This window comes from Streptomyces sp. NBC_00083 (genome assembly GCF_026343295.1).
Lineage (GTDB): Bacteria > Actinomycetota > Actinomycetes > Streptomycetales > Streptomycetaceae > Streptomyces.
The window spans coordinates 169,163-187,241 of sequence record NZ_JAPELY010000004.1; the positions used below are offsets into that span (position 1 = coordinate 169,163).

Sequence of the window (18,079 nt, forward strand, 5' to 3'; positions counted from 1 at the left end):
CCCGCCGCCAAATGATCTGGACAGCACCGCCGCCCGCGCACGAGGGTGGGGGCATGAGCGATCACGTACAAGGGCCGATCTCCGGGCTCGAACCGCCCTACTACGCCGTGGTGTTCACCTCCCTGCGGACCGAGGGCGACCGTGGTTACGGGGAGACCGCCGGTGCCATGGACGAGCTGGTGCGGGAGATTCCGGGGTACCTCGGGCACGAGTCCGCCCGCAACCCCGGCGGCCTCGGGATCACGATCGGGTACTTCCGGGACGTCGACGCCATCGCCGAGTGGCGCTCGCGCGCCGACCACCGGCAGGCCCAGCGGCGCGGGCGTGAGCAGTGGTACGAGAGCTACAGCGTCCACGTCGCCAAGGTCGAGCGCGCTTACGGCTTCGAGCGTGGCTGACGGCCCGGTGCCGCCGGAGCCGGCCGCGGACCCCGCCCCCGCCGGCCCTGCTCCCGCCGACCGCACCCCCACCGCCCCCGCCGGCCGCACCCTCACCGGCTCCGGCGGCCGCACCCCCACCGGTTCCGGCGCCGCCGCCCCCGCCCCCGCCCCCGCCCCCACCGGCCCCGGCGACGCCGCCCCCGCTCCCGACGGCGCCCGCGTCCGCGCCTTCTTCGGGCGGCTCGGGCTGCCCGGCCTCGTCGATGTGCACACGCACTTCATGCCCGAGCGCGTCCTCGCCAAGGTGTGGGAGTACTTCGACTCCGCCGGCGAGCTGGTGGGCGGGGTCGAGTGGCCCATCACCTACCGGGAGGAGGAGGCGGAACGGGTGCGGCTGCTGCGGGAGGAGTTCGGGGTGCGCGCGTTCACCTCGATGCTCTACCCGCACAAGGCCGGCATGGCCGAGTGGCTCAACGGCTGGGCCGCCGGGTTCGCCGCCCGGACCCCGGACTGCCTGCACACCGCCACGTTCTTCCCCGAGCCGGGCGTCGACCGGTATGTACGGGAGGCGCTCGACGCGGGCGCCCGGGTCTTCAAGTCCCATGTGCAGGTGGGCGGTTACGATCCCGGCGACCCGCTGCTCGACCCCGTGTGGGGGATGCTCGCCGAGGCCGGCGTGCCCGTCGTCACGCACTGCGGGTCGGGGCCCGCGCCCGGCAAGTACACCGGGCCGGGGCCGGTCGGCCGGGTGCTCGCCCGCCACCCCCGGCTGCGTCTGGTCGTCGCGCACATGGGGATGCCGGAGTACGCCGACTTCCTCGACCTCGCCGAGACGTACGGCTCCGTCCTGTTCGACACGACGATGGCCTTCACCGACTTCAGCGAACGGACCGCGCCGTTTCCGCTCGGGGAGCGCGGCCGGCTGCTCGACCTGGGCGAGCGGATCCTGCTCGGCACCGACTTCCCGAACATCCCGTACGCGTACGACCACCAGCTGGACGCCCTGGAGCGGCTCGGGCTCGGCGACGACTGGCTGCGCGCGGTCTGCCACGACAACGCCGCGCGGCTGTTCGGGCTGGACCGGGTGAGCCCCCTGGACGGCTGAAGCCCGGCTCCGGTGTCGCGCCCGGCCGCGGGCCGTGGTCGCCCCTCGCGCCGTTCCCCCGCGCCCCCGGCGGGGCTGTCCTTGGCGGGGTGCCGAGGCGGGGCGATGTCTGTCCTCCGGGGGTCGAGGACGCGCGCCCTCGCGGCGCGGACGGGGTCGGGCGCGGAGCCCCGGGGCCACCCCCGCCTTCGGCCGCGGGCCGTGGTCGCCTCTCGCGCCGTTCCCCCGCGCCCCCGGCGGGGCTGTCCTTGGCGGGGTGCCGGGGCGGGGCCGGTGCCGGCCCTCCGGGCCCGCTCAGGCCCTTCGCCCCTCTCTGGCCCTGCCACTTTCTCAGGGAAATCACAGGAACGGGCAAGGCTGTTCTCACGGCCCCCTCACAGGGTGAGCCCCATGACCGTTACCTCCTCGCCCCAGGGGCGGACCGAAATGCTCAGGCCGGACGGGAGCCCCGTCCGTGTGCTCGTCGTGGACGACGAGGCGCCGCTGAGTGAGCTGCTCTCCATGGCCCTGCGCTACGAAGGCTGGGAAGTGCGCAGCGCCGGCGACGGGGCCGGGGCGGTGCGGGACGCCCGCGAGTTCCGGCCCGACGCCGTCATCCTCGACATCATGCTGCCCGACATGGACGGCCTCGCCGTCCTCGGCCGGCTGCGCCGCGAACTCCCGGACGTGCCGGTGCTGTTCCTCACGGCGAAGGACTCCGTCGAGGACCGGATCGCCGGGCTCACGGCGGGCGGCGACGACTACGTCACCAAGCCGTTCAGCCTGGAGGAGGTCGTGGCCCGGCTGCGCGGCCTGATACGCCGTTCCGGCACGGCGGCCCTGCGCAGCGAGTCGGTGCTCGCGGTCGGCGACCTCACCCTCGACGAGGACAGTCACGACGTCACGCGCGGCGGGGTCAACATCCACCTCACCGCGACCGAGTTCGAGCTGCTCCGCTTCCTCATGCGCAACCCGCGCCGGGTGCTGAGCAAGGCGCAGATCCTCGACCGTGTGTGGTCCTATGACTTCGGCGGTCAGGCCAATGTGGTCGAGCTCTACATCTCCTATCTGCGGCGCAAGATCGACGCCGGGCGCTCCCCGATGATCCACACGCGCCGCGGCGCGGGGTACCTGATCAAGCCCGGGGAGTAGGGGCCGCGGTGGGGAGGTTCCGGCGGCCCTGGTCGCTGCGCACCCGGCTCGTGGTGTCGGCGGTCGTGCTGCTCGCGGTGGTGGGCGCCGTGATCGGCACCGTGACGGTGCTCGCGATGGGCGCCAACCTGCAGAACCAGCTGGACGCCCAGCTCAAGGGCGCGCTGGTACCCGGCCGGATGGGCGGCGGCCATGACGCGCCCGGCCCCGGCTCCCCGAGCGGCTCCGCCACCGCTCCGACCTCCGGCCGGATCGACTTCGTCGTCTCCCGGCCGGGCCAGCCGCTGCACGCCGTGGCGGCGGGGCCCGGCGCGGGCGGGCGGCTCACCGGCGCGCAGGCCGTGCGTCCCGAGCGCCAGGGCGAGGCCCGCAGCGCCGCGCTCTCCGCCGCACAGACCCGGGCCCTGTCCGCCGTGGCCAGGGACGGCCGGGTGCACTCGGTCTCGGTGCCCGGACTCGGCGACTACCGGGCGGTGTGGGACCGCGAGGGCGGCTTCGTCATCGGCTTCCCCACCGACGCCGTGGACTCCACCGTGAGCACCCTGCTGATCGTGGTGATCTGTGTGACCGCCGCCGGCCTGGTGGCCGCCGTGATCGCCGGTACGGCGATCGTCGGGGTGGCCCTGCGCCCCCTGCGGCGGGTCGCGTCGACCGCCACCCGGGTCTCCGAACTCCCGCTGCACAGCGGCGAGGTGGCGCTGTACGAGCGTGTGCCGGGCGCCGAGGCGGACGCGCGGACCGAGGTCGGGCAGGTGGGCGCCGCGCTCAACCGGATGCTCGACCATGTGCACGAGGCGCTCAGCGCGCGGCAGGAGAGCGAGACGCGGGTGCGGCAGTTCGTCGCCGACGCGAGCCACGAGCTGCGGACCCCGCTCGCCTCGATCCGCGGCTACGCCGAGCTGACCCGGCGCGGTCGCGAGGAGGTCGGGCCCGACACCCGGCACTCCCTCGGCCGCATCGAGTCGGAGGCGGCCCGCATGACGGGCCTGGTGGAGGACCTGCTGCTGCTCGCCCGCCTCGACGCCGGACGCCCGCTCTCGTACGAGAGCACTGATCTCTCCTCGCTCGTCGTGGACGTCGTCGGCGACGCGCACGCCGCCGGGCAGGGCCACGCCTGGCTCCTCGAACTGCCCGCGGAGCCCGTCGCGGTGCGCGGCGACCGGGAGCGGCTCCAGCAGGTGTTCGTCAATCTGCTCGCCAACGCCCGTACGCACACTCCGCCCGGCACGACGGTGACCGCACGGGTCGAGCCGCGCGGGTCCTGGGTCCTCGTCGAGATCGACGACACCGGGCCCGGGATCCCGGCCGAGCTGCTCCCGCACGTCTTCGAACGGTTCGCGCGCGGTGACGCCTCCCGCTCGCGCAACGCCGGCTCCACCGGGCTCGGCCTCGCCATCGTGCAGGCCGTCGTCGCCGCGCACGGCGGCCGGGTGAGCGTGCGCAGCACCCCGGGCCGGACGGTGTTCACCGTCCTCCTGCCGACCGCCGGCACTCCCGACACGACGGTCACCCCCGACATGGCACTCACCTCCGACACGGCACTCACTTCCAACACGACCGTCGCTCGCGACACGACGGTCACGACGGCCCCCGCCACCCCCCGCGGACGTCTCACAGGCCCGGCACAGCCTGACCACACAGGTGTGACAGCGGCCCTCGCGAGGGTCGTCGTATGCGAACCGACCCTTCTGCCACGAGCGCCACGACCGCGCCGCATGCGGTGAGCCCGGCGCATCCGATGACCCTCCCGGCCCGCCGCCACCTGCCGGTGTCGCCGGCCGGCACCGCCGTCCTCGATGTGACGGTCCCCGTCTACAACGAGGAGCGGGACCTGGAGCGGTGTGTGCGCAGGCTGCACGCGCATCTCGCGGACACCTTCCCGTACGCCTTCCGGATCACCGTCGCGGACAACGCGAGCACCGATGCGACTCCCCTGATATCGGCGCGACTTGAGCGCGAGATCCCCGAGGTGCGGGCCTTCCGCCTGGAGGAGAAGGGGCGCGGGCGGGCGCTGCGCACGGTGTGGTCGGCGTCCGACGCGCCGGTCCTCGCCTACATGGACGTGGACCTCTCCACCGACCTCAACGCCCTGCTCCCGCTGGTCGCGCCGCTCATCTCCGGCCACTCCGACCTCGCCATCGGCTCCCGGCTCGCCCGCTCCTCGCGGGTGGTGCGCGGCGCCAAGCGGGAGTTCATCTCGCGTACGTACAACCTGATCCTGCGCGGCTCGCTGTCGGCGCGGTTCTCCGACGCGCAGTGCGGGTTCAAGGCGATCCGGCGCGATGTCGCCCAGCGGCTGCTGCCGATGGTCGAGGACACCGGGTGGTTCTTCGACACCGAGATGCTGGTGCTCGCCGAGCGGGCCGGGCTGCGGATCCACGAGGTGCCGGTGGACTGGGTCGACGACCCCGCGAGCACCGTGCACCTCGTCAGCACCGCCAAGGACGACCTCCTGGGGGTGTGGCGGGTCGGCCGGGCGCTCGCGGTGGGGGCGCTGCCCCTGGACCGGCTCGCGCGGCCGTTCGGCGACGACCCCCGCGACCGCCGGCTCCCCGGCGTGCCGGGCGGCCTCGCCCGCCAGCTCGTCGGGTTCTGCGTGGTGGGCGCGCTCTCCACGCTCCTCTACCTCGCCCTGTACGCCCTCGCGCGCACCGGGGCGGGGCCCCAACTGGCCAACGCGGCAGCCCTGTTGGTGTCGACGGTCGCCAACACCGCCGCCAACCGGCGGCTCACGTTCGGGGTGCGCGGCCGGGACCGTGCCGTACGCCACCAGGCGCAGGGCCTCGCCGTGTTCGCCATCGGACTCGCCCTGACCAGCGGCTCGCTCGCGGCGCTCGGCGCCGCCCACGCGGGCGCCGCGCACTCCACCGAGGTGGCGGTCCTCGTCGCGGCGAACCTCGCGGCGACCGTCCTGCGCTTCCTGCTGTTCCGCGCCTGGGTCTTCCCGGACCGCACGGCCGCACCGGCCGACCGCACCCCGCTCCACCCCGCCGAACCGAAGGGCGACGCACGATGACCACGACCACCCCCCAGGCCGAACCGCGCGCGGGGGCCGCGTCGACCGGGCAGCGCCGGTCCGCACCGGCCCGGCTGTGGCGCGGCAGGCCCGAGGATCCCGCCTGGGCGCGGCCCGCGCTGTTCGCGCTGCTCGCCGTCGCCTTCGGCGCCTACCTGTGGAACCTGAGCGCCTCCGGGTACGCCAACTCCTTCTACTCGGCGGCCGTGCAGGCGGGCAGCCAGAGCTGGAAGGCGTTCTTCTTCGGCTCGCTCGACGCCGCCAACGCGATCACCGTGGACAAGCCCCCGGCCGCGCTGTGGCCGATGGCCCTGTCCGTACGCCTGCTCGGCCTCGGCTCCTGGCAGATCCTGCTGCCCGAGGTCCTGATGGGCGTGGGCACGGTCGCCGTCCTGTACGCGGCGGTGCGGCGCCGGTTCAGCCCGGCGGCGGGGCTCATCGCGGGGGCGGTGCTCGCTCTGACCCCGGTCGCGGCGCTGATGTTCCGCTTCAACAACCCCGACGCGCTGCTCGCGCTCCTGATGACGGTCACCGTCTACTGCGTCCTGCGCGCCCTGGAGGACGCCCGGACCAAGTGGCTGGTGTGGGCGGGGGTCGCGATCGGCTTCGCGTTCCTGACCAAGACCCTCCAGGCCTTCCTGATCCTGCCGCCGCTCGCGCTCCTCTACGCGGTGTGCGCGCCCACGTCCGTGCGTCGCCGTCTCGGCCAACTCGCCCTTGCCGCAGGTGTGTTGCTGGTGTCGGGCGGCTGGTGGGTGGCCGCCGTCGAGCTGTGGCCCAAGTCGTCCCGCCCGTACATCGGCGGCTCGCAGCACAACTCCTTCCTTGAGCTCACCTTCGGCTACAACGGCCTCGGCCGCCTCAGTGGCGACGAGACGGGAAGCGTCGGCGGCGGAGGCGCCCGCACCGGCGGCATGCCCGGCGGCATGGAACTCCCGGCGGGCATGCGTCCGGGAGGCGGCGGTGGTGGCGGTGGCGGCTGGGGTGCGACCGGCGTCGGCCGCATGTTCAACTCGGAGATCGGCTCCCAGATCTCCTGGCTGCTTCCGGCGGCCCTGCTCCTGCTGGTCGCGGGTCTCGCCATCACCTGGAAGGCCAGGCGCACCGACACCGCGCGGGCCGCGTTCCTCGCCTGGGGCGGGGCGCTCCTGATGACCGCCGTCATCTTCAGCTTCATGGCGGGGATCTTCCACCAGTACTACACGGTGGCCCTCGCCCCCTACATCGCGGCGCTCATCGGCATGGGCGCGACGGTCCTGTGGGAGGAGCGCTCGCGCTTCCGGGCCGCGCTGGGGCTCGCGGTCACGGTCGCGGTCACGGCCGTCTGGTCGTACGTGCTGCTCGCGCGCACCCCGGACTACGTGCCCTGGCTGCGCTGGGCGGTGCTGATCGGCGGCCTCGCGGCGGCGCTCGGCCTCGCGCTCGTGGGCCGGCTGAACCGGGGCCTCGCGCTCGGTGTCGCGGCGGCCGGGCTCGTGGCGTCCCTCGCGGGCCCCGCCGCGTACACGCTGAGCACGCTCGGCACCGGACACACCGGCTCGATCGTCACGGCCGGCCCCGCGGGGGCGAGCATGGGCGGCGGGCCCGGGGGAGGCGGCGGCCGCGGCGGCATGCGGTTCGGCGGCGGCCCGGGTGGGGGCCGGGCGGGGACCGGTCAGACGGGTGGGGGTACCGGCCAACAGGCCGGGGCAGGCCCGGGGCAGGGCGCGGGCACCGGCGGAGGGGGCGTGCCGGCCGGCGGCACGATGGGCCAACCGCCCACCGCACCCGGCCAGACCGGCCAGACCGGCCAGACCGGCCAGGCGGGCCGGGGCGGCGGGGCCATGGGCGGCGGTATGGGCGGTGGCGGCATGGGCGGCCTGCTCGACGGCGCCAAGGTGGGCGCGCAGGCCCAGGCGGTCCTGAAGGAGAACGCGGGCCAGTACACCTGGGCCGCCGCGGCCATCGGCTCCCAGAACGCGGCGAGCTACCAACTCGCCACCGAGAAGCCGGTGATGGCGATCGGCGGCTTCAACGGCAGCGACCCGTCGCCGACCCTGGCCCAGTTCAAGGCGTACGTCGCCGAGGGGAAAATCCACTACTTCATCGCGAGCGGCGGCGGGATGATGGGCGGCGGCCAGGCCAGTGGCGGCTCGATCAGCAGCTGGGTGGAGAAGTCGTTCACGAAGGTGACGGCCGGGACCGCCACCTTCTACGACCTGACCTCGCCGGTGAGCGGCTGAGCGGCTGAGCGGCTGGGCGGTCCACGACGACGGGGCGGTGGCCCGAGACGCGCGTCTCGGGCCACCGCCCCGTCGTCGTCCGGAGGCGCGGCGCACGAGCGCGCGGATTAAGGACTTTACGGCGTAGAGGAGTCGCTATACGGTGTACAACAGAGCAGTGCCATACACCGTATAAGAAGTCAGGGGGACGCCATGACGGCGACGACAGCCGAGAAACCGACCGCACCCACCGGGGGGCATCCACAGCGCTGGCTCATCCTCGGAGTCATCTGCCTGGCCCAGCTCACCGTCCTGCTCGACAACACCGTCCTGAACGTCGCCATCCCCTCGCTCACCACCTCGCTCGCCGCGTCCACCGCCGACATCCAGTGGATGATCAACGCGTACTCGCTGGTCCAGTCGGGCCTGCTGCTCACGGCGGGCAGCGCGGCCGACCGCTACGGACGCAAGAAGATGCTCGCGGCGGGACTCGCCCTCTTCGGCGTCGGCTCGCTGGCCGCCGGCTTCGCGCAGAACGCCGGGCAGCTCATCGCGGCCCGTGCGGGCATGGGCATCGGCGGGGCGCTGCTCATGACCACCACGCTCGCCGTGGTCGTGCAGATCTTCGACGACGAGTCCCGCGTGAAGGCCATCGGCATCTGGGCCACGGTCAGCTCGCTCGGCTTCGCCGTGGGCCCGCTCATCGGCGGCGTCCTGCTCGACCACTTCTGGTGGGGCGCGATCTTCCTGGTGAACATCCCGGTCGCCGTCCTCGGCCTGGTCGCCGTACTCGCCCTCGTACCGGAATCCAAGAATCCGCTGGGCGACCGGCCCGACCTGCTCGGGGCGCTGCTCTCCACGGTCGGCATGACCGGCGTCGTCTACGCGATCATCTCCGGGCCCGGCCACGGCTGGCTCTCCGCGCAGGTGCTGGCCCCGGCCGCCGTCGGCGTGGTCTTCCTCGCGGCGTTCGCACGCTGGGAGCTGACCGTCGAACATCCGATGCTGGACATGCACTTCTTTGGGAACCAGAGGTTCGTCGGCGCGGTGGCCGGGTCGATCCTGGTCGCGTTCGGCATGGGCGGCTCGCTGTTCCTGCTCACGCAGCACCTCCAATTCGTGCTCGGATACGGGCCGTTGGAGGCGGGGCTGCGCACCGCGCCGCTCGCGGTCAGCGTCATCGTGCTCAACATGTCGGGCGTCGGCGCCAAGCTGGTGACGAAGGCGGGCACCCCGCGGGCCATCGCGATCGGCATGAGCGCCACCGCGGCCGGGCTCGCCGCGATCGCGCTGCTCGGCGGGCACAGCTACGGCGGCACGCTGCTCGGCCTCGTCGTGATGGGCGCGGGCATCGCGCTGTCCATGCCGGCCATGGCCAACGCGATCATGAGCGCGATCCCGCCGGAGAAGGCGGGCGTGGGCGCGGGCGTCAACGGCACGCTGGGCGAGTTCGGCAACGGGCTCGGCGTGGCGGTCCTCGGCGCGGTCCTCAACGCGCGGTTCGCCGCGCTGGTGCCGGTCGCGGCGGCCTCGCTGCCCGCGGCCCTCGCGGCGGCGGGCGACGACGCCGAGCGGGGCCGGATCGCCGACGCGTTCGCCTCGGGGCTGGAGACGAGCCAGCTGGTCGGGGCGGTCGCGGTGCTCGCGGGCGGGCTCCTCGCGGCGGTCCTGCTCCACCGGGCGGAACGTTCCGCGCCCGCGCCCGCCGGGGCGGCTCCCGCGGCATAGCATCGTCAGGGGTGGGAGCCCCGAATTCCGGACATGACCCGAGGGGACGGGACCCGACGGGTCGGCGGAACCGAGGACCGAGGAGGGCAGCGATGGTGTCGGCGGCGGACCGTACGAAGGACGCGGCGCGTACCAGCGTGTGGCTCGGGAGCAAGGCGGGCCGCCGGGTGCGGCGGGCGGAGCCGGGCGAGGGCGGGCCGGCGCTCGACCGGGACCGCATCACCGCGGAGGCCGTACGGCTGCTCGACGCCGAGGGCGCGGTGAAGTTCTCCATGCGGCGCCTCGCGGCGGAGCTGGGGGTCACCGCGATGTCCCTGTACTGGTACGTCGACAACAAGGACGACCTCCTCGAACTCGCCCTCGACGCGGTGTTCGCGGAGATCGAACTGCCCGCCATGGAGGACAAGTCGGCGGACTGGCGCGATGAGCTCCGCACGGTGGTGGTGGGCTACCGCGCGGTCTTCGTCCGGCATTCCTGGGCGTCGGGGCTGATCGGCCGCTACCTCAACATCGGGCCGCACTCGATGGCGTTCTCGCGCACGGCCCAGCGGATCATCGCCCGCACGGGGCTGCCGGCGCACGGGCAGATGGGCGGGCTCGCGGCGGTGTTCCAGTTCGTGTATGGGTTCGGCACGATCGAGGGCACGTTCGTGCAGCGGTGCGCGGACGCGGGGCGTACGCAGGACGAGTTCTTCGCGGAGGCGATGGGGGCGTTGGCCTCTCAGCCGGAGTACCGGGACCAGTTCGCGGATGCGGCGTCGCTGATGGCGGCGCGGGGTGGGGAGACGGTGCAGGAGATGCGCCAGCGCGACTTCGACTTCGCCCTGTCCGTCCTGATAGCCGGCATCGAATCCCTGAGCACCCCCTGACCCCCGAGACTCCGCCGCGGTGGGCTCGGTGCCGGGTGCCCTACAGGGGCGCGGGGAACTGCGCGAGACGCGGGCACGGTCCGCAGACGTAAGCGGGGTGTCCTGGGGCTCCGCCCCGGACCCCGTTCGCGCCCGAAAGGCGCTCGTCCTCAATCGCCGGACGGGCTGAGGTGGCCCGGGGTGGGCATGCCGCCCAGGCCGACCCACCTGGGGGCGCGGGGAACTGCGTGAGACGCGGGCACGGTCCGCAGACGTAGGCGGGGTTGCCGGGGCTTCGCCCCAGGCCCCGTGTCGCGCCCGAAAGGCGCTCGTCCTCAATCGCCGGACGGGCTGAGGTTGCCCGGGATGGGCATGCTGCCAAGGCCGGCCCACCTGGGGGCGCGGGGAACTGCGCGACCAGCCGCGCACGGTCCGCAGACGTAGGCGGGGTAGCCGGGGCTTCGCCCCAGGCCCCGTTCGCGTCCGAAAGCCCGGCACCGGCACAGCCACGGGCGCGCAGCGCCGAGGTCACACCATGGGGAGGGTGTCGCCCTGGACCGTCTGGATGTCCAGTTCGATCCGCAGCGTCGTGCCGATCGCAGAGATCCCCGCCTGCACCACCTGGTTGTACGACATCGCGAAGTCCTCCCGCCGCAGCTCCGCCGTCGCCCGGTACGCCGCCCGCACCCCGCCCCACGGGTCCGGCCCCGTACCGAGGTACGACAGGTCGAGGTCCACCTCGCGGACCACGCCGTGCAGGGCGAGTTCACCCCGTACCGTCCAGCGGTCGGGCCCGGCCGGGGCCAGGTCGGTGCTGCGGTAGGTGATCTGCGGGAAGCGCTCGACGTCGAGGAAGTCGGCGGACTTCAGGTGCCCGTCCCGCATCGCGTTCCCCGTGTCGATGGACGCCGCCCCGATGACCGCCTCGACCCGCGACTTCTCCAGGTCCTCCGCGATCTCGATGCGCCCGCCGAACTCCCCGAACCGCCCGTGCACGCTGGAGATCCCCAGGTGCTGGGCGACCGCGCCGACCGACGAGTGCGCCGGGTCGATCGTCCAGGGCCCCGGCGGCGGCAGCTCCACACCGCCCTGCCGGGCCAGTACCACCGTGCCGACCGCGGCCCGCCCGCTCGCCGTCACCAGCGCCGTGGAGGCGGCCGGGGCGTACCCGACGGCCGTCACGATCACCGTGTACGGGCCGGGCGTGAGGGCCACGTCCGCCGACACCGAGCCGTCCTCCGCCGCGCCGACGCGCAGCACCTGCGTGCCCGTCATGTCGGTCATCGTCACCACGGCGTGCGAGATCGCCCAGCCGTCGCGCGTGCGTACCTGTGCCCGCAGTCCCATCCCGTTTTCTCTCCTCAAGTGCGAAAGGCCAAGCGTGCGCAGGCCAGGTGCGAAAGGCCGGGCCCCGGGGGCGGGACGGCCGGCCGTCCCCTGCCCGCCGCCCCTTCCCCGGGGCCCATTTCCACGCCGGGCGCGCCCCGCCTCCGCTCGAAGCGGAAGCGCGCCCGGGGGTCTCAGCTACTCGCCGGGGTGGGCGAGTTCGATGTCGTGGCCGTCGACACCGCGGCCGGCCACGGTCAGCGAGCCGGCCACCGGCGGGTAGCCGGTCGCGATGACCGTGTACTCGCCGGAGTTCAGGTCGGCGAAGGCGTACGCGCCGTCGTCGCCGGTGGTGGCGTTGGCGACCACGTTGCCCGCCGCGTCGAGCAGCGTCACGCGGGCGTCGGCCAGCGGACGGCGGTCGCCGCCGCCGCGGATCGTGCCCTGGACCAGCGCGCCGGACTGGAGCGCGGCCTCGATGCGGGTCACGCCGTGTCCGGAGATCTCCACCGGCAGCGCCAGCGGACGGAAGCCGTCCGCGTTGACCGCGACGGTGACCTGCCCGGGGACGAGCTCACCGAAGGTGAAGTCGCCCGTCGCGCCCGACTTGCCGGTGGCGAGTAGATCGCCGCGCACATCGGTCACGATCACCATCGCGCCCTCGACGGGCGCCCCGCTCTCCGCCGCCTTCACCGCGCCGACCAGGCCGCTGGTGCCGGACAGGAGGATGTCGTACGCGAGCGCCTCGGTGCCCACGACGATGGTCGAGGCCTGCGGCTGGAAGCCGTCGGCCGCGGCGATCAGGACGTAACTCCCGGCGCCGGGGGCGGCGAGCAGGTACCCGCCGTCGGCCCCGGCCACCGCGCGGCCCAGCTGGCTGCCGCCGAGCGAGATCAGCGTGACGGCGGCGGAGGCGACGGGCGCCCCCTCGGCGCCGCGGACGGTGCCGCGTACCGGGATGCCGTCGAACACGGGGGCGGCCACGGTGTCGGCCACGGGAGCCTCGACCGGCGCCTGGGCGGACACCTGGGCCGGAACCTGGGCGGGGGCCGGGGCGGCGGCGGGTGCCTCCGCGGACTCGGCGCCGCCCACCGCACGGGTACGCAACGGGATCTCCTTGATGAACAGCGTGATCAGGAACGCGAGCAGCGCGCACGGCGCCGCGTACAGGAACACGTCGCCGACACCGTGTCCGTACGCGCTCTCGATGACGGTGCGGATCGGGGCGGGCAGCGTGGCCAGGTCCGGGATGGCCCCGGAGCCGCCGCTTCCGCTCTTGGCGGCCGCGGCGCCCTGCGGGCCGAGCGCGGTGAGGCCGTCGGTGACGTAGTGGGTGACCCGGTTGGCCATGACCGCGCCGAGCGCCGAGACGCCGACCGCACCACCGAGGGAGCGGAAGAAGACGACGACGGAGGAGGCCGAGCCGAGGTCGGCGGGGGAGACCTGGTTCTGGGTGCACAGGACGAGGTTCTGCATCATCATGCCGATGCCGAGACCCATCAGCGCCATGAAGATCGCGAGGTGCCAGTACGGGGTGTCGTAGCGCATCGTGCCGAGCAGACCGAGGCCCGCCGTCACCAGCACACCGCCGCTGACCAGCCACGCCTTCCACTTGCCCGTCTTGGTGATGACCTGGCCCGAGACCGTGGACGCGATGAACAGTCCGCCGATCATCGGGATCGTCATGACACCGGACATCGTCGGCGTCTTGCCGCGCGCCAGCTGGAAGTACTGGGAGAAGAAGACCGTGCCCGCGAACATCGCGACACCCACGAAGAGCGAGGCGAGCGAGGCGAGGGTGATGGTGCGGTTGCGGAAGAGGCGCAGCGGGATGATCGGCTCGCTGGCCTTCGACTCGACGAACACGAACAGTGCGCCGAGCACGATCGAGCCGCCGACCATCGCGTAGGTCTGACCCGAGATCCAGTCGTACTTGTTGCCCGCGAAGGTCACCCAGACGAGGAGCAGCGAGACCGCGGCGCTGATCAGGACGGCGCCGGTCCAGTCGACCTTGACGTCCCGCTTGACGACGGGGAGCTTCAGGGTCTTCTGGAGCACGATGAGCGCGATGACCGCGAAGGGCACGCCGACGTAGAAGCACCAGCGCCAGCCGAGCCAGCTGGTGTCGGTGATCAGGCCGCCGAGGAGCGGGCCGCCGACCGTCGCGACCGCGAACGTGGCGCCGAGGTAGCCGCTGTAACGACCGCGCTCACGCGGCGAGATCATGGCGGCCATGATGATCTGGGCGAGCGCGGAGAGACCGCCCACGCCGATGCCCTGGAACACGCGGCAGGCGATGAGCATGCCCGAGCTCTGGGACAGACCGGCCACGATCGAGCCGGACACGTAGATGACCAGGGCTATCTGGACCAGCAGCTTCTTGCTGAACAGGTCGGAGAGCTTGCCCCACAGCGGGGTGGTCGCGGTCATCGCGAGCAGCGAGGCCGTCACGACCCAGGTGTACGCGGACTGGCCGCCGCCCAGGTCGTTGATGATGTGTGGCAGCGCGTTGGAGACGATCGTCGAGGACAGGATCGCGACGAACATGCCGAGCAGCAGTCCGGACAGCGCCTCCATGATCTGCCGGTGAGTCATCGGCGCGCCGCTCTCGGAGGGCGCGTGCCCTCCGTGCTTGGCGTGGCCGCCCCGCACACCGGCTGGTGTGGTCGTAGCCATGAAATTCCTTGTCTTGTACGTCTGTTGGCGGGTGTACGGGTCTGTCGCGGAGCGCCGTCGGGCGCCGTCGGGCGACATCGGGCGTTGCTGCTAGGCGGATGTTCGGGTGGGCGGGCGGGTCTCGGGGGCCCGGACGTGGGGTGCCCGGCAGTCTCCGAAGGAGTCGCGCAGGCGGGCCAGCATCGCGTTGAGCCGGCCGACCTCTTCGTCGGTCCAGTCGCCCAGGGTGTGCGCGAACATCTCCGTGGTGCGCAGCCCGAGATCGTCGACCATGGCCCGGCCCGCGGGGGTGAGCCGCAGGATCCGCGAGCGCTTGTCGGCGGGGTCGGCGGACCGTTCGATCCAGCCGCGCTCGGCGACGTGCGCGACATGACGGCTCGTCACCGACATGTCCACCGCGAGGAGTTCGGCGAGCCTGCTGATCCTTATCTCGCCGTGGCGCTCCAGGAGGGTCAGCACGGCGGCCGAGCCGGAGGGGCACTCGGGCGGCAGGATCCGCGCGAGCCCGCGCTTGACCGCGCCGATCGCGCTGAGCTGTCGCCCCAGCTCCTCATAGAGGCTCTGCGCGGCCATGGACACCTCCCGAAATCTTGTTGCTTCGGGCAACCATAAGATTGTTGGTTGCCGAAGGCAAACTAAATGACGGGGTTGGCGGCAAAGGAAGCGCAAAGGCTTCGCAACTGAAAACCCAAGGCGCAGGTCGGGGCCTTGCGGATGCGGATGTGAGGTGATCGCGCGTGGGTGGTGTGGGGGAGGTGCGGAGGCGGCGTGGGTCCCGGGGGCGGGTGTGACGAGAGAGGGGTGTGCCGGTGGGGGGTGTGGGGTGGGAACGGTGCGGGGGTGGTGCGGGGGTGTGCGTGGCGGGCGCCGGAGCCGCCCTCGCGGGGGCGTTCGCGCGGGGGCGGGGGTTGGGCCCGACCCCCAACTTCGCTAGGGTCCTGCCCCATGGCACACAACCCCCACGCACCCCAGGGTCCCGAGGGCAACTACGACCCCGCGGGCTCCACGCAGATGTTCCGCGCCTTCGTCGACGAGGGCGCACCCCAGGGCCGCCAGCCGGCCACCCCGGCGGCGGCCCCCGCGAAGCCGCGGGTCGGCCTGATCGTCGGCGTGGTGGCCGTGATCGTGATCCTCGCGGCGGTGGGGTGGCTGGCGCTGGGCTGAGCGGGGTCCGCGTAGCGGGTGCGGGTAGGGGTCATACCGGGCCCCACCCGCGCAGTTCCCCGCGCCCCGGGGTGGGGTGCCCTTGGCGGCATGCCTGGCGCCGGCCGCCCGAGCTGCTCGGTGCCGGCCCGTATGGGGCCCCCTCAGCCCGCCCGGCGGTTGCCCTTGGCAGGGTGCCCAGCGCGGGCTATCTCAGCTGCGTGATGCCGGCCCGTATGGGCCCCCTCTGCCCGTCCGGCGTTTGAGGACGAGCGCCTTTCGGGCGCGAAATGGGGTCTGCGGAGCCCCAGGAGACCCCGCCTATGTCTGCGGACCGTGCTGGCGTCTCGCGCAGTTCCCCGCGCCCCTGGGTGGGCTGACCTTGGCGGCATGCCTCGCGCGGGCTACCTCGGCTGCTCGGTGCCGGCCCGTATGGGTCGCCTCAGCCTGTCCGGCGTTTGAGGACGAGCGCCCTTAAGGCGCGAACGGGGTCTGGGGCGGAGCCCCGGGCGACCCCGCTTTCGGCTGCGGATCGTGGTCGCGTCTCGCGCAGTTCCCCGCGCCCCTGGGTGGGCTGACCTTGGCGGCACGCCCCGCGCGGGCATCCTCGGCCTGGCAGGGCTACTGCCACGTCGCCGTGACGGCGCGGGTCTCCACGCGCATGCCGAGCGGCACGCGCCACGCGTCCACACACACCCCGTACGTCCGTGACACCACCGCCCCCGCCGCGATCGGAGCCGGCAGAGCCTGGCGGGAGGTGATGGTTGCCCAGTCCACCCCGAGCAGCCCGATGATGTGTGTCTCGAACACCGCGCTGCCCGACTTCACCGCCGTACCCCCGGTGTTGTGGAACTGCACCGTGACGTTCTCGCACCACCGGTGCGCCCCCGTCGAGCGGCTCGGCGCCCCTACGTCGAGCACCGCGGGACCGGCGGGCGGCGCGGGAGGGGTGGGCGGCGCTGGCCTGCCCGGAGCGGAGGGGGTGCTTCCCGGCGCAGGGCCGGAGGGCGGTGAACTCCCTGGTCCGGATGGCGAGTTGGCGGCATGTGACGGCGTCCCGCCGCCCGGCGCCTCCGCCGCATCCGACGGCGTACCGGACGCACCCGGTGCGAGGGACGGGGCCGGGCCGGACGGCGCACCCGGAGCGCCGGGCGTACCGGGTGCCCGGGGCGTACCCGGGACCCTCTGACCGCCGCCGGAACCTCCCGCTCCGTCCAGCGGCTCAAGCGTCACCCTGCCGCTGGGCGGCACCGCGTGGTCCGGTGCGGTGAGGCCGGTGCCGGCCGCGCCCACCGCCACGTAACCCGTCCCGGATCCGCCGCCCGCGCAGGCCGCGAGCGTGCCGCCCAGGCCCAGTACCACTGTCGCGGAGACGCCGATCAGCACAGCACGTCGTCGCATCGCGCCAGTGTGGCTGACGATGCGTCAATTAACCAGAGCGCGCCTCGGGTTGAGGCGCGCCAGGGGATGCCCGGTAGGGGGCGTCAGTCGGAGATCAGGCCCTCGCGGAGCTGGGCGAGCGTACGCGTCAGGAGGCGCGAGACGTGCATCTGCGAGATGCCGACCTCCTCGCCGATCTGCGACTGCGTCATGTTCGCGAAGAAGCGGAGCATGATGATCTGCCGCTCCCTGGGCGGGAGTTTGGCGAGCAGCGGCTTGAGCGACTCGCGGTACTCGACGCCTTCGAGCGCCGTGTCCTCGTACCCGAGGCGGTCCGCGAGCGAGCCCTCGCCGCCGTCGTCCTCGGTGGCGGGCGAGTCGAGCGAGGAGGCGGTGTAGGCGTTGCCCACCGCGAGCCCGTCGACCACGTCCTCCTCGGACACCCCGAGCACCGCGGCCAGTTCGGGCACGGTGGGCGAGCGGTCGAGCTTCTGGGCCAGTTCGTCGCTGGCCTTGGTGAGGGCGAGCCGCAGCTCCTGGAGCCTGCGCGGCACCCGCACCGACCACGAGGTGTCGCGGAAGAACCGCTTGATCTCGCCGACGACGGTGGGCATCGCGAACGTGGGGAATTCCACGCCCCGTTCGCAGTCGAACCGGTCGATCGCCTTGATCAGGCCGATCGTGCCGACCTGGACGATGTCCTCCATCGGCTCGTTGCGGCTGCGGAACCTGGCGGCCGCGTACCGCACGAGCGGCAGGTTGAGCTCGATCAGTGTGTCGCGTACGTAGGTCCGCTCCGGACTGTCGGTATCCAGCGTGGCCAGGCGCAGGAACAGGGAGCGGGACAGCGTGCGGGTGTCGATGGCTGCGGTGTTTGCGGCGTGTCGGTGCACGGCGGGTGCCGGTGCGCTCTTGGTGAGCGTGAGCACCTTCGAGCTGCCCTGTTCTGCGGACATGCCAACCCCCTGGAAGTTGCGGCGGTCGCGGACGGTCGCGTTGGGCCACGACCATCGGAGGAAGCAGCCTCCACCTGAATACCGGACGGGGGGCTGCGGCAAACGCGGTTTCAGCAGAATGTCACATGTCGGCAACACGCTGTAGTGACATGTCGACAAGACGCTTGGGAGTACCCGCAGCATGCAGGG

14 protein-coding genes are annotated in these 18,079 nt (G+C 73.2%); 9 read left to right on the top strand and 5 right to left on the bottom strand.

Features of this window, described 5'->3' with window-relative positions; all coding sequences use genetic code 11:
* The first annotated feature begins 53 nt into the window (after nucleotides 1-53).
* The 8 genes from OOJ98_RS30870 to OOJ98_RS30905 all read left to right on the top strand — a co-directional run bounded on the left by OOJ98_RS30870 (nucleotide 54) and on the right by OOJ98_RS30905 (nucleotide 10,430).
* Nucleotides 54-398, top strand: a complete 345-nt coding sequence (locus tag OOJ98_RS30870; RefSeq protein ID WP_267058423.1) for an antibiotic biosynthesis monooxygenase — start codon at nucleotides 54-56, stop codon at nucleotides 396-398.
* 229 nt (nucleotides 399-627) lie between these two features.
* Complete coding sequence (locus OOJ98_RS30875) at nucleotides 628-1,485, top strand: amidohydrolase family protein (protein ID WP_267058724.1); 858 nt, start codon at nucleotides 628-630, stop codon at nucleotides 1,483-1,485.
* A 390-nt stretch (nucleotides 1,486-1,875) separates the two neighbouring features.
* Nucleotides 1,876-2,616 (top strand): response regulator transcription factor, encoded by a 741-nt coding sequence (locus OOJ98_RS30880; RefSeq protein WP_323177953.1) that lies wholly within the window; start codon nucleotides 1,876-1,878, stop codon nucleotides 2,614-2,616.
* Between the two features lie 8 nt (nucleotides 2,617-2,624).
* A complete protein-coding gene (locus OOJ98_RS30885) occupies nucleotides 2,625-4,340 on the top strand; it encodes a cell wall metabolism sensor histidine kinase WalK (protein ID WP_267058424.1) in 1,716 nt (571 codons plus the stop codon).
* Between the two features lie 14 nt (nucleotides 4,341-4,354).
* Nucleotides 4,355-5,632: a glycosyltransferase gene (locus OOJ98_RS30890; RefSeq protein WP_267058425.1), complete on the top strand. Its 1,278-nt coding sequence runs from the start codon at nucleotides 4,355-4,357 to the stop codon at nucleotides 5,630-5,632.
* Entirely contained in the window at nucleotides 5,629-7,854 is a 2,226-nt protein-coding gene (locus OOJ98_RS30895) for a glycosyltransferase family 39 protein (RefSeq protein WP_267058426.1), read from the top strand. Before OOJ98_RS30890 ends, OOJ98_RS30895 begins: the two co-directional genes overlap by 4 nt.
* 192 nt (nucleotides 7,855-8,046) lie before the next feature.
* Complete coding sequence (locus OOJ98_RS30900; RefSeq protein WP_267058427.1) at nucleotides 8,047-9,561, top strand: MFS transporter; 1,515 nt, start codon at nucleotides 8,047-8,049, stop codon at nucleotides 9,559-9,561.
* Nucleotides 9,562-9,653: 92 nt separating this feature from the next.
* The gene (locus OOJ98_RS30905) at nucleotides 9,654-10,430 is read left to right on the top strand and encodes a TetR/AcrR family transcriptional regulator (RefSeq protein WP_267058428.1); all 777 of its coding nucleotides are present in this window, start codon (nucleotides 9,654-9,656) and stop codon (nucleotides 10,428-10,430) included.
* 507 nt (nucleotides 10,431-10,937) lie between these two features.
* Here OOJ98_RS30905 and OOJ98_RS30910 read toward each other — a convergent pair.
* The 3 genes from OOJ98_RS30910 to OOJ98_RS30920 all read right to left on the bottom strand — a co-directional run bounded on the left by OOJ98_RS30910 (nucleotide 10,938) and on the right by OOJ98_RS30920 (nucleotide 14,984).
* Nucleotides 10,938-11,756 carry a YceI family protein gene (locus tag OOJ98_RS30910; protein WP_267058429.1) on the bottom strand — a complete coding sequence of 273 codons (819 nt, stop codon included), beginning with the start codon at nucleotides 11,754-11,756 and terminating at the stop codon, nucleotides 10,938-10,940.
* Between the two features lie 177 nt (nucleotides 11,757-11,933).
* The gene (locus OOJ98_RS30915; protein ID WP_267058430.1) at nucleotides 11,934-14,411 is read right to left on the bottom strand and encodes an MFS transporter; all 2,478 of its coding nucleotides are present in this window, start codon (nucleotides 14,409-14,411) and stop codon (nucleotides 11,934-11,936) included.
* A 90-nt stretch (nucleotides 14,412-14,501) separates the two neighbouring features.
* The gene (locus tag OOJ98_RS30920) at nucleotides 14,502-14,984 is read right to left on the bottom strand and encodes a MarR family winged helix-turn-helix transcriptional regulator (RefSeq protein WP_267058431.1); all 483 of its coding nucleotides are present in this window, start codon (nucleotides 14,982-14,984) and stop codon (nucleotides 14,502-14,504) included.
* A 372-nt stretch (nucleotides 14,985-15,356) separates the two neighbouring features.
* Here OOJ98_RS30920 and OOJ98_RS30925 point away from each other — a divergent pair, with 372 nt between their 5' ends.
* Entirely contained in the window at nucleotides 15,357-15,575 is a 219-nt protein-coding gene (locus OOJ98_RS30925) for a hypothetical protein (protein ID WP_267058432.1), read from the top strand.
* Between the two features lie 600 nt (nucleotides 15,576-16,175).
* Here the strand turns inward: OOJ98_RS30925 and OOJ98_RS30930 are convergent.
* Together OOJ98_RS30930 and OOJ98_RS30935 are read right to left on the bottom strand one after the other, a co-directional pair.
* A complete protein-coding gene (locus tag OOJ98_RS30930; protein ID WP_267058433.1) occupies nucleotides 16,176-16,475 on the bottom strand; it encodes a hypothetical protein in 300 nt (99 codons plus the stop codon).
* Between the two features lie 563 nt (nucleotides 16,476-17,038).
* Nucleotides 17,039-17,890, bottom strand: coding sequence for an RNA polymerase sigma factor SigF (locus OOJ98_RS30935; protein ID WP_267058434.1), 852 nt, complete (start codon nucleotides 17,888-17,890; stop codon nucleotides 17,039-17,041).
* Nucleotides 17,891-18,079 lie beyond the last annotated feature (189 nt).

Bases quoted from the DNA above. Each gene is read 5' to 3' on its own strand.
- OOJ98_RS30870 (WP_267058423.1), top strand. From the start codon at position 54: ATGAGCGATCACGTACAAGGGCCGATCTCCGGGCTCGAACCGCCCTAC.
- OOJ98_RS30880 (WP_323177953.1), top strand. From the start codon at position 1,876: ATGACCGTTACCTCCTCGCCCCAGGGGCGGACCGAAATGCTCAGGCCG.
- OOJ98_RS30890 (WP_267058425.1), top strand. From the start codon at position 4,355: ATGACCCTCCCGGCCCGCCGCCACCTGCCGGTGTCGCCGGCCGGCACC.
- OOJ98_RS30895 (WP_267058426.1), top strand. From the start codon at position 5,629: ATGACCACGACCACCCCCCAGGCCGAACCGCGCGCGGGGGCCGCGTCG.
- OOJ98_RS30900 (WP_267058427.1), top strand. From the start codon at position 8,047: ATGACGGCGACGACAGCCGAGAAACCGACCGCACCCACCGGGGGGCAT.
- OOJ98_RS30905 (WP_267058428.1), top strand. From the start codon at position 9,654: ATGGTGTCGGCGGCGGACCGTACGAAGGACGCGGCGCGTACCAGCGTG.
- OOJ98_RS30910 (WP_267058429.1), bottom strand. From the start codon at position 11,756: ATGGGACTGCGGGCACAGGTACGCACGCGCGACGGCTGGGCGATCTCG.
- OOJ98_RS30915 (WP_267058430.1), bottom strand. From the start codon at position 14,411: ATGGCTACGACCACACCAGCCGGTGTGCGGGGCGGCCACGCCAAGCAC.
- OOJ98_RS30920 (WP_267058431.1), bottom strand. From the start codon at position 14,984: ATGGCCGCGCAGAGCCTCTATGAGGAGCTGGGGCGACAGCTCAGCGCG.
- OOJ98_RS30925 (WP_267058432.1), top strand. From the start codon at position 15,357: ATGGCACACAACCCCCACGCACCCCAGGGTCCCGAGGGCAACTACGAC.
- OOJ98_RS30935 (WP_267058434.1), bottom strand. From the start codon at position 17,890: ATGTCCGCAGAACAGGGCAGCTCGAAGGTGCTCACGCTCACCAAGAGC.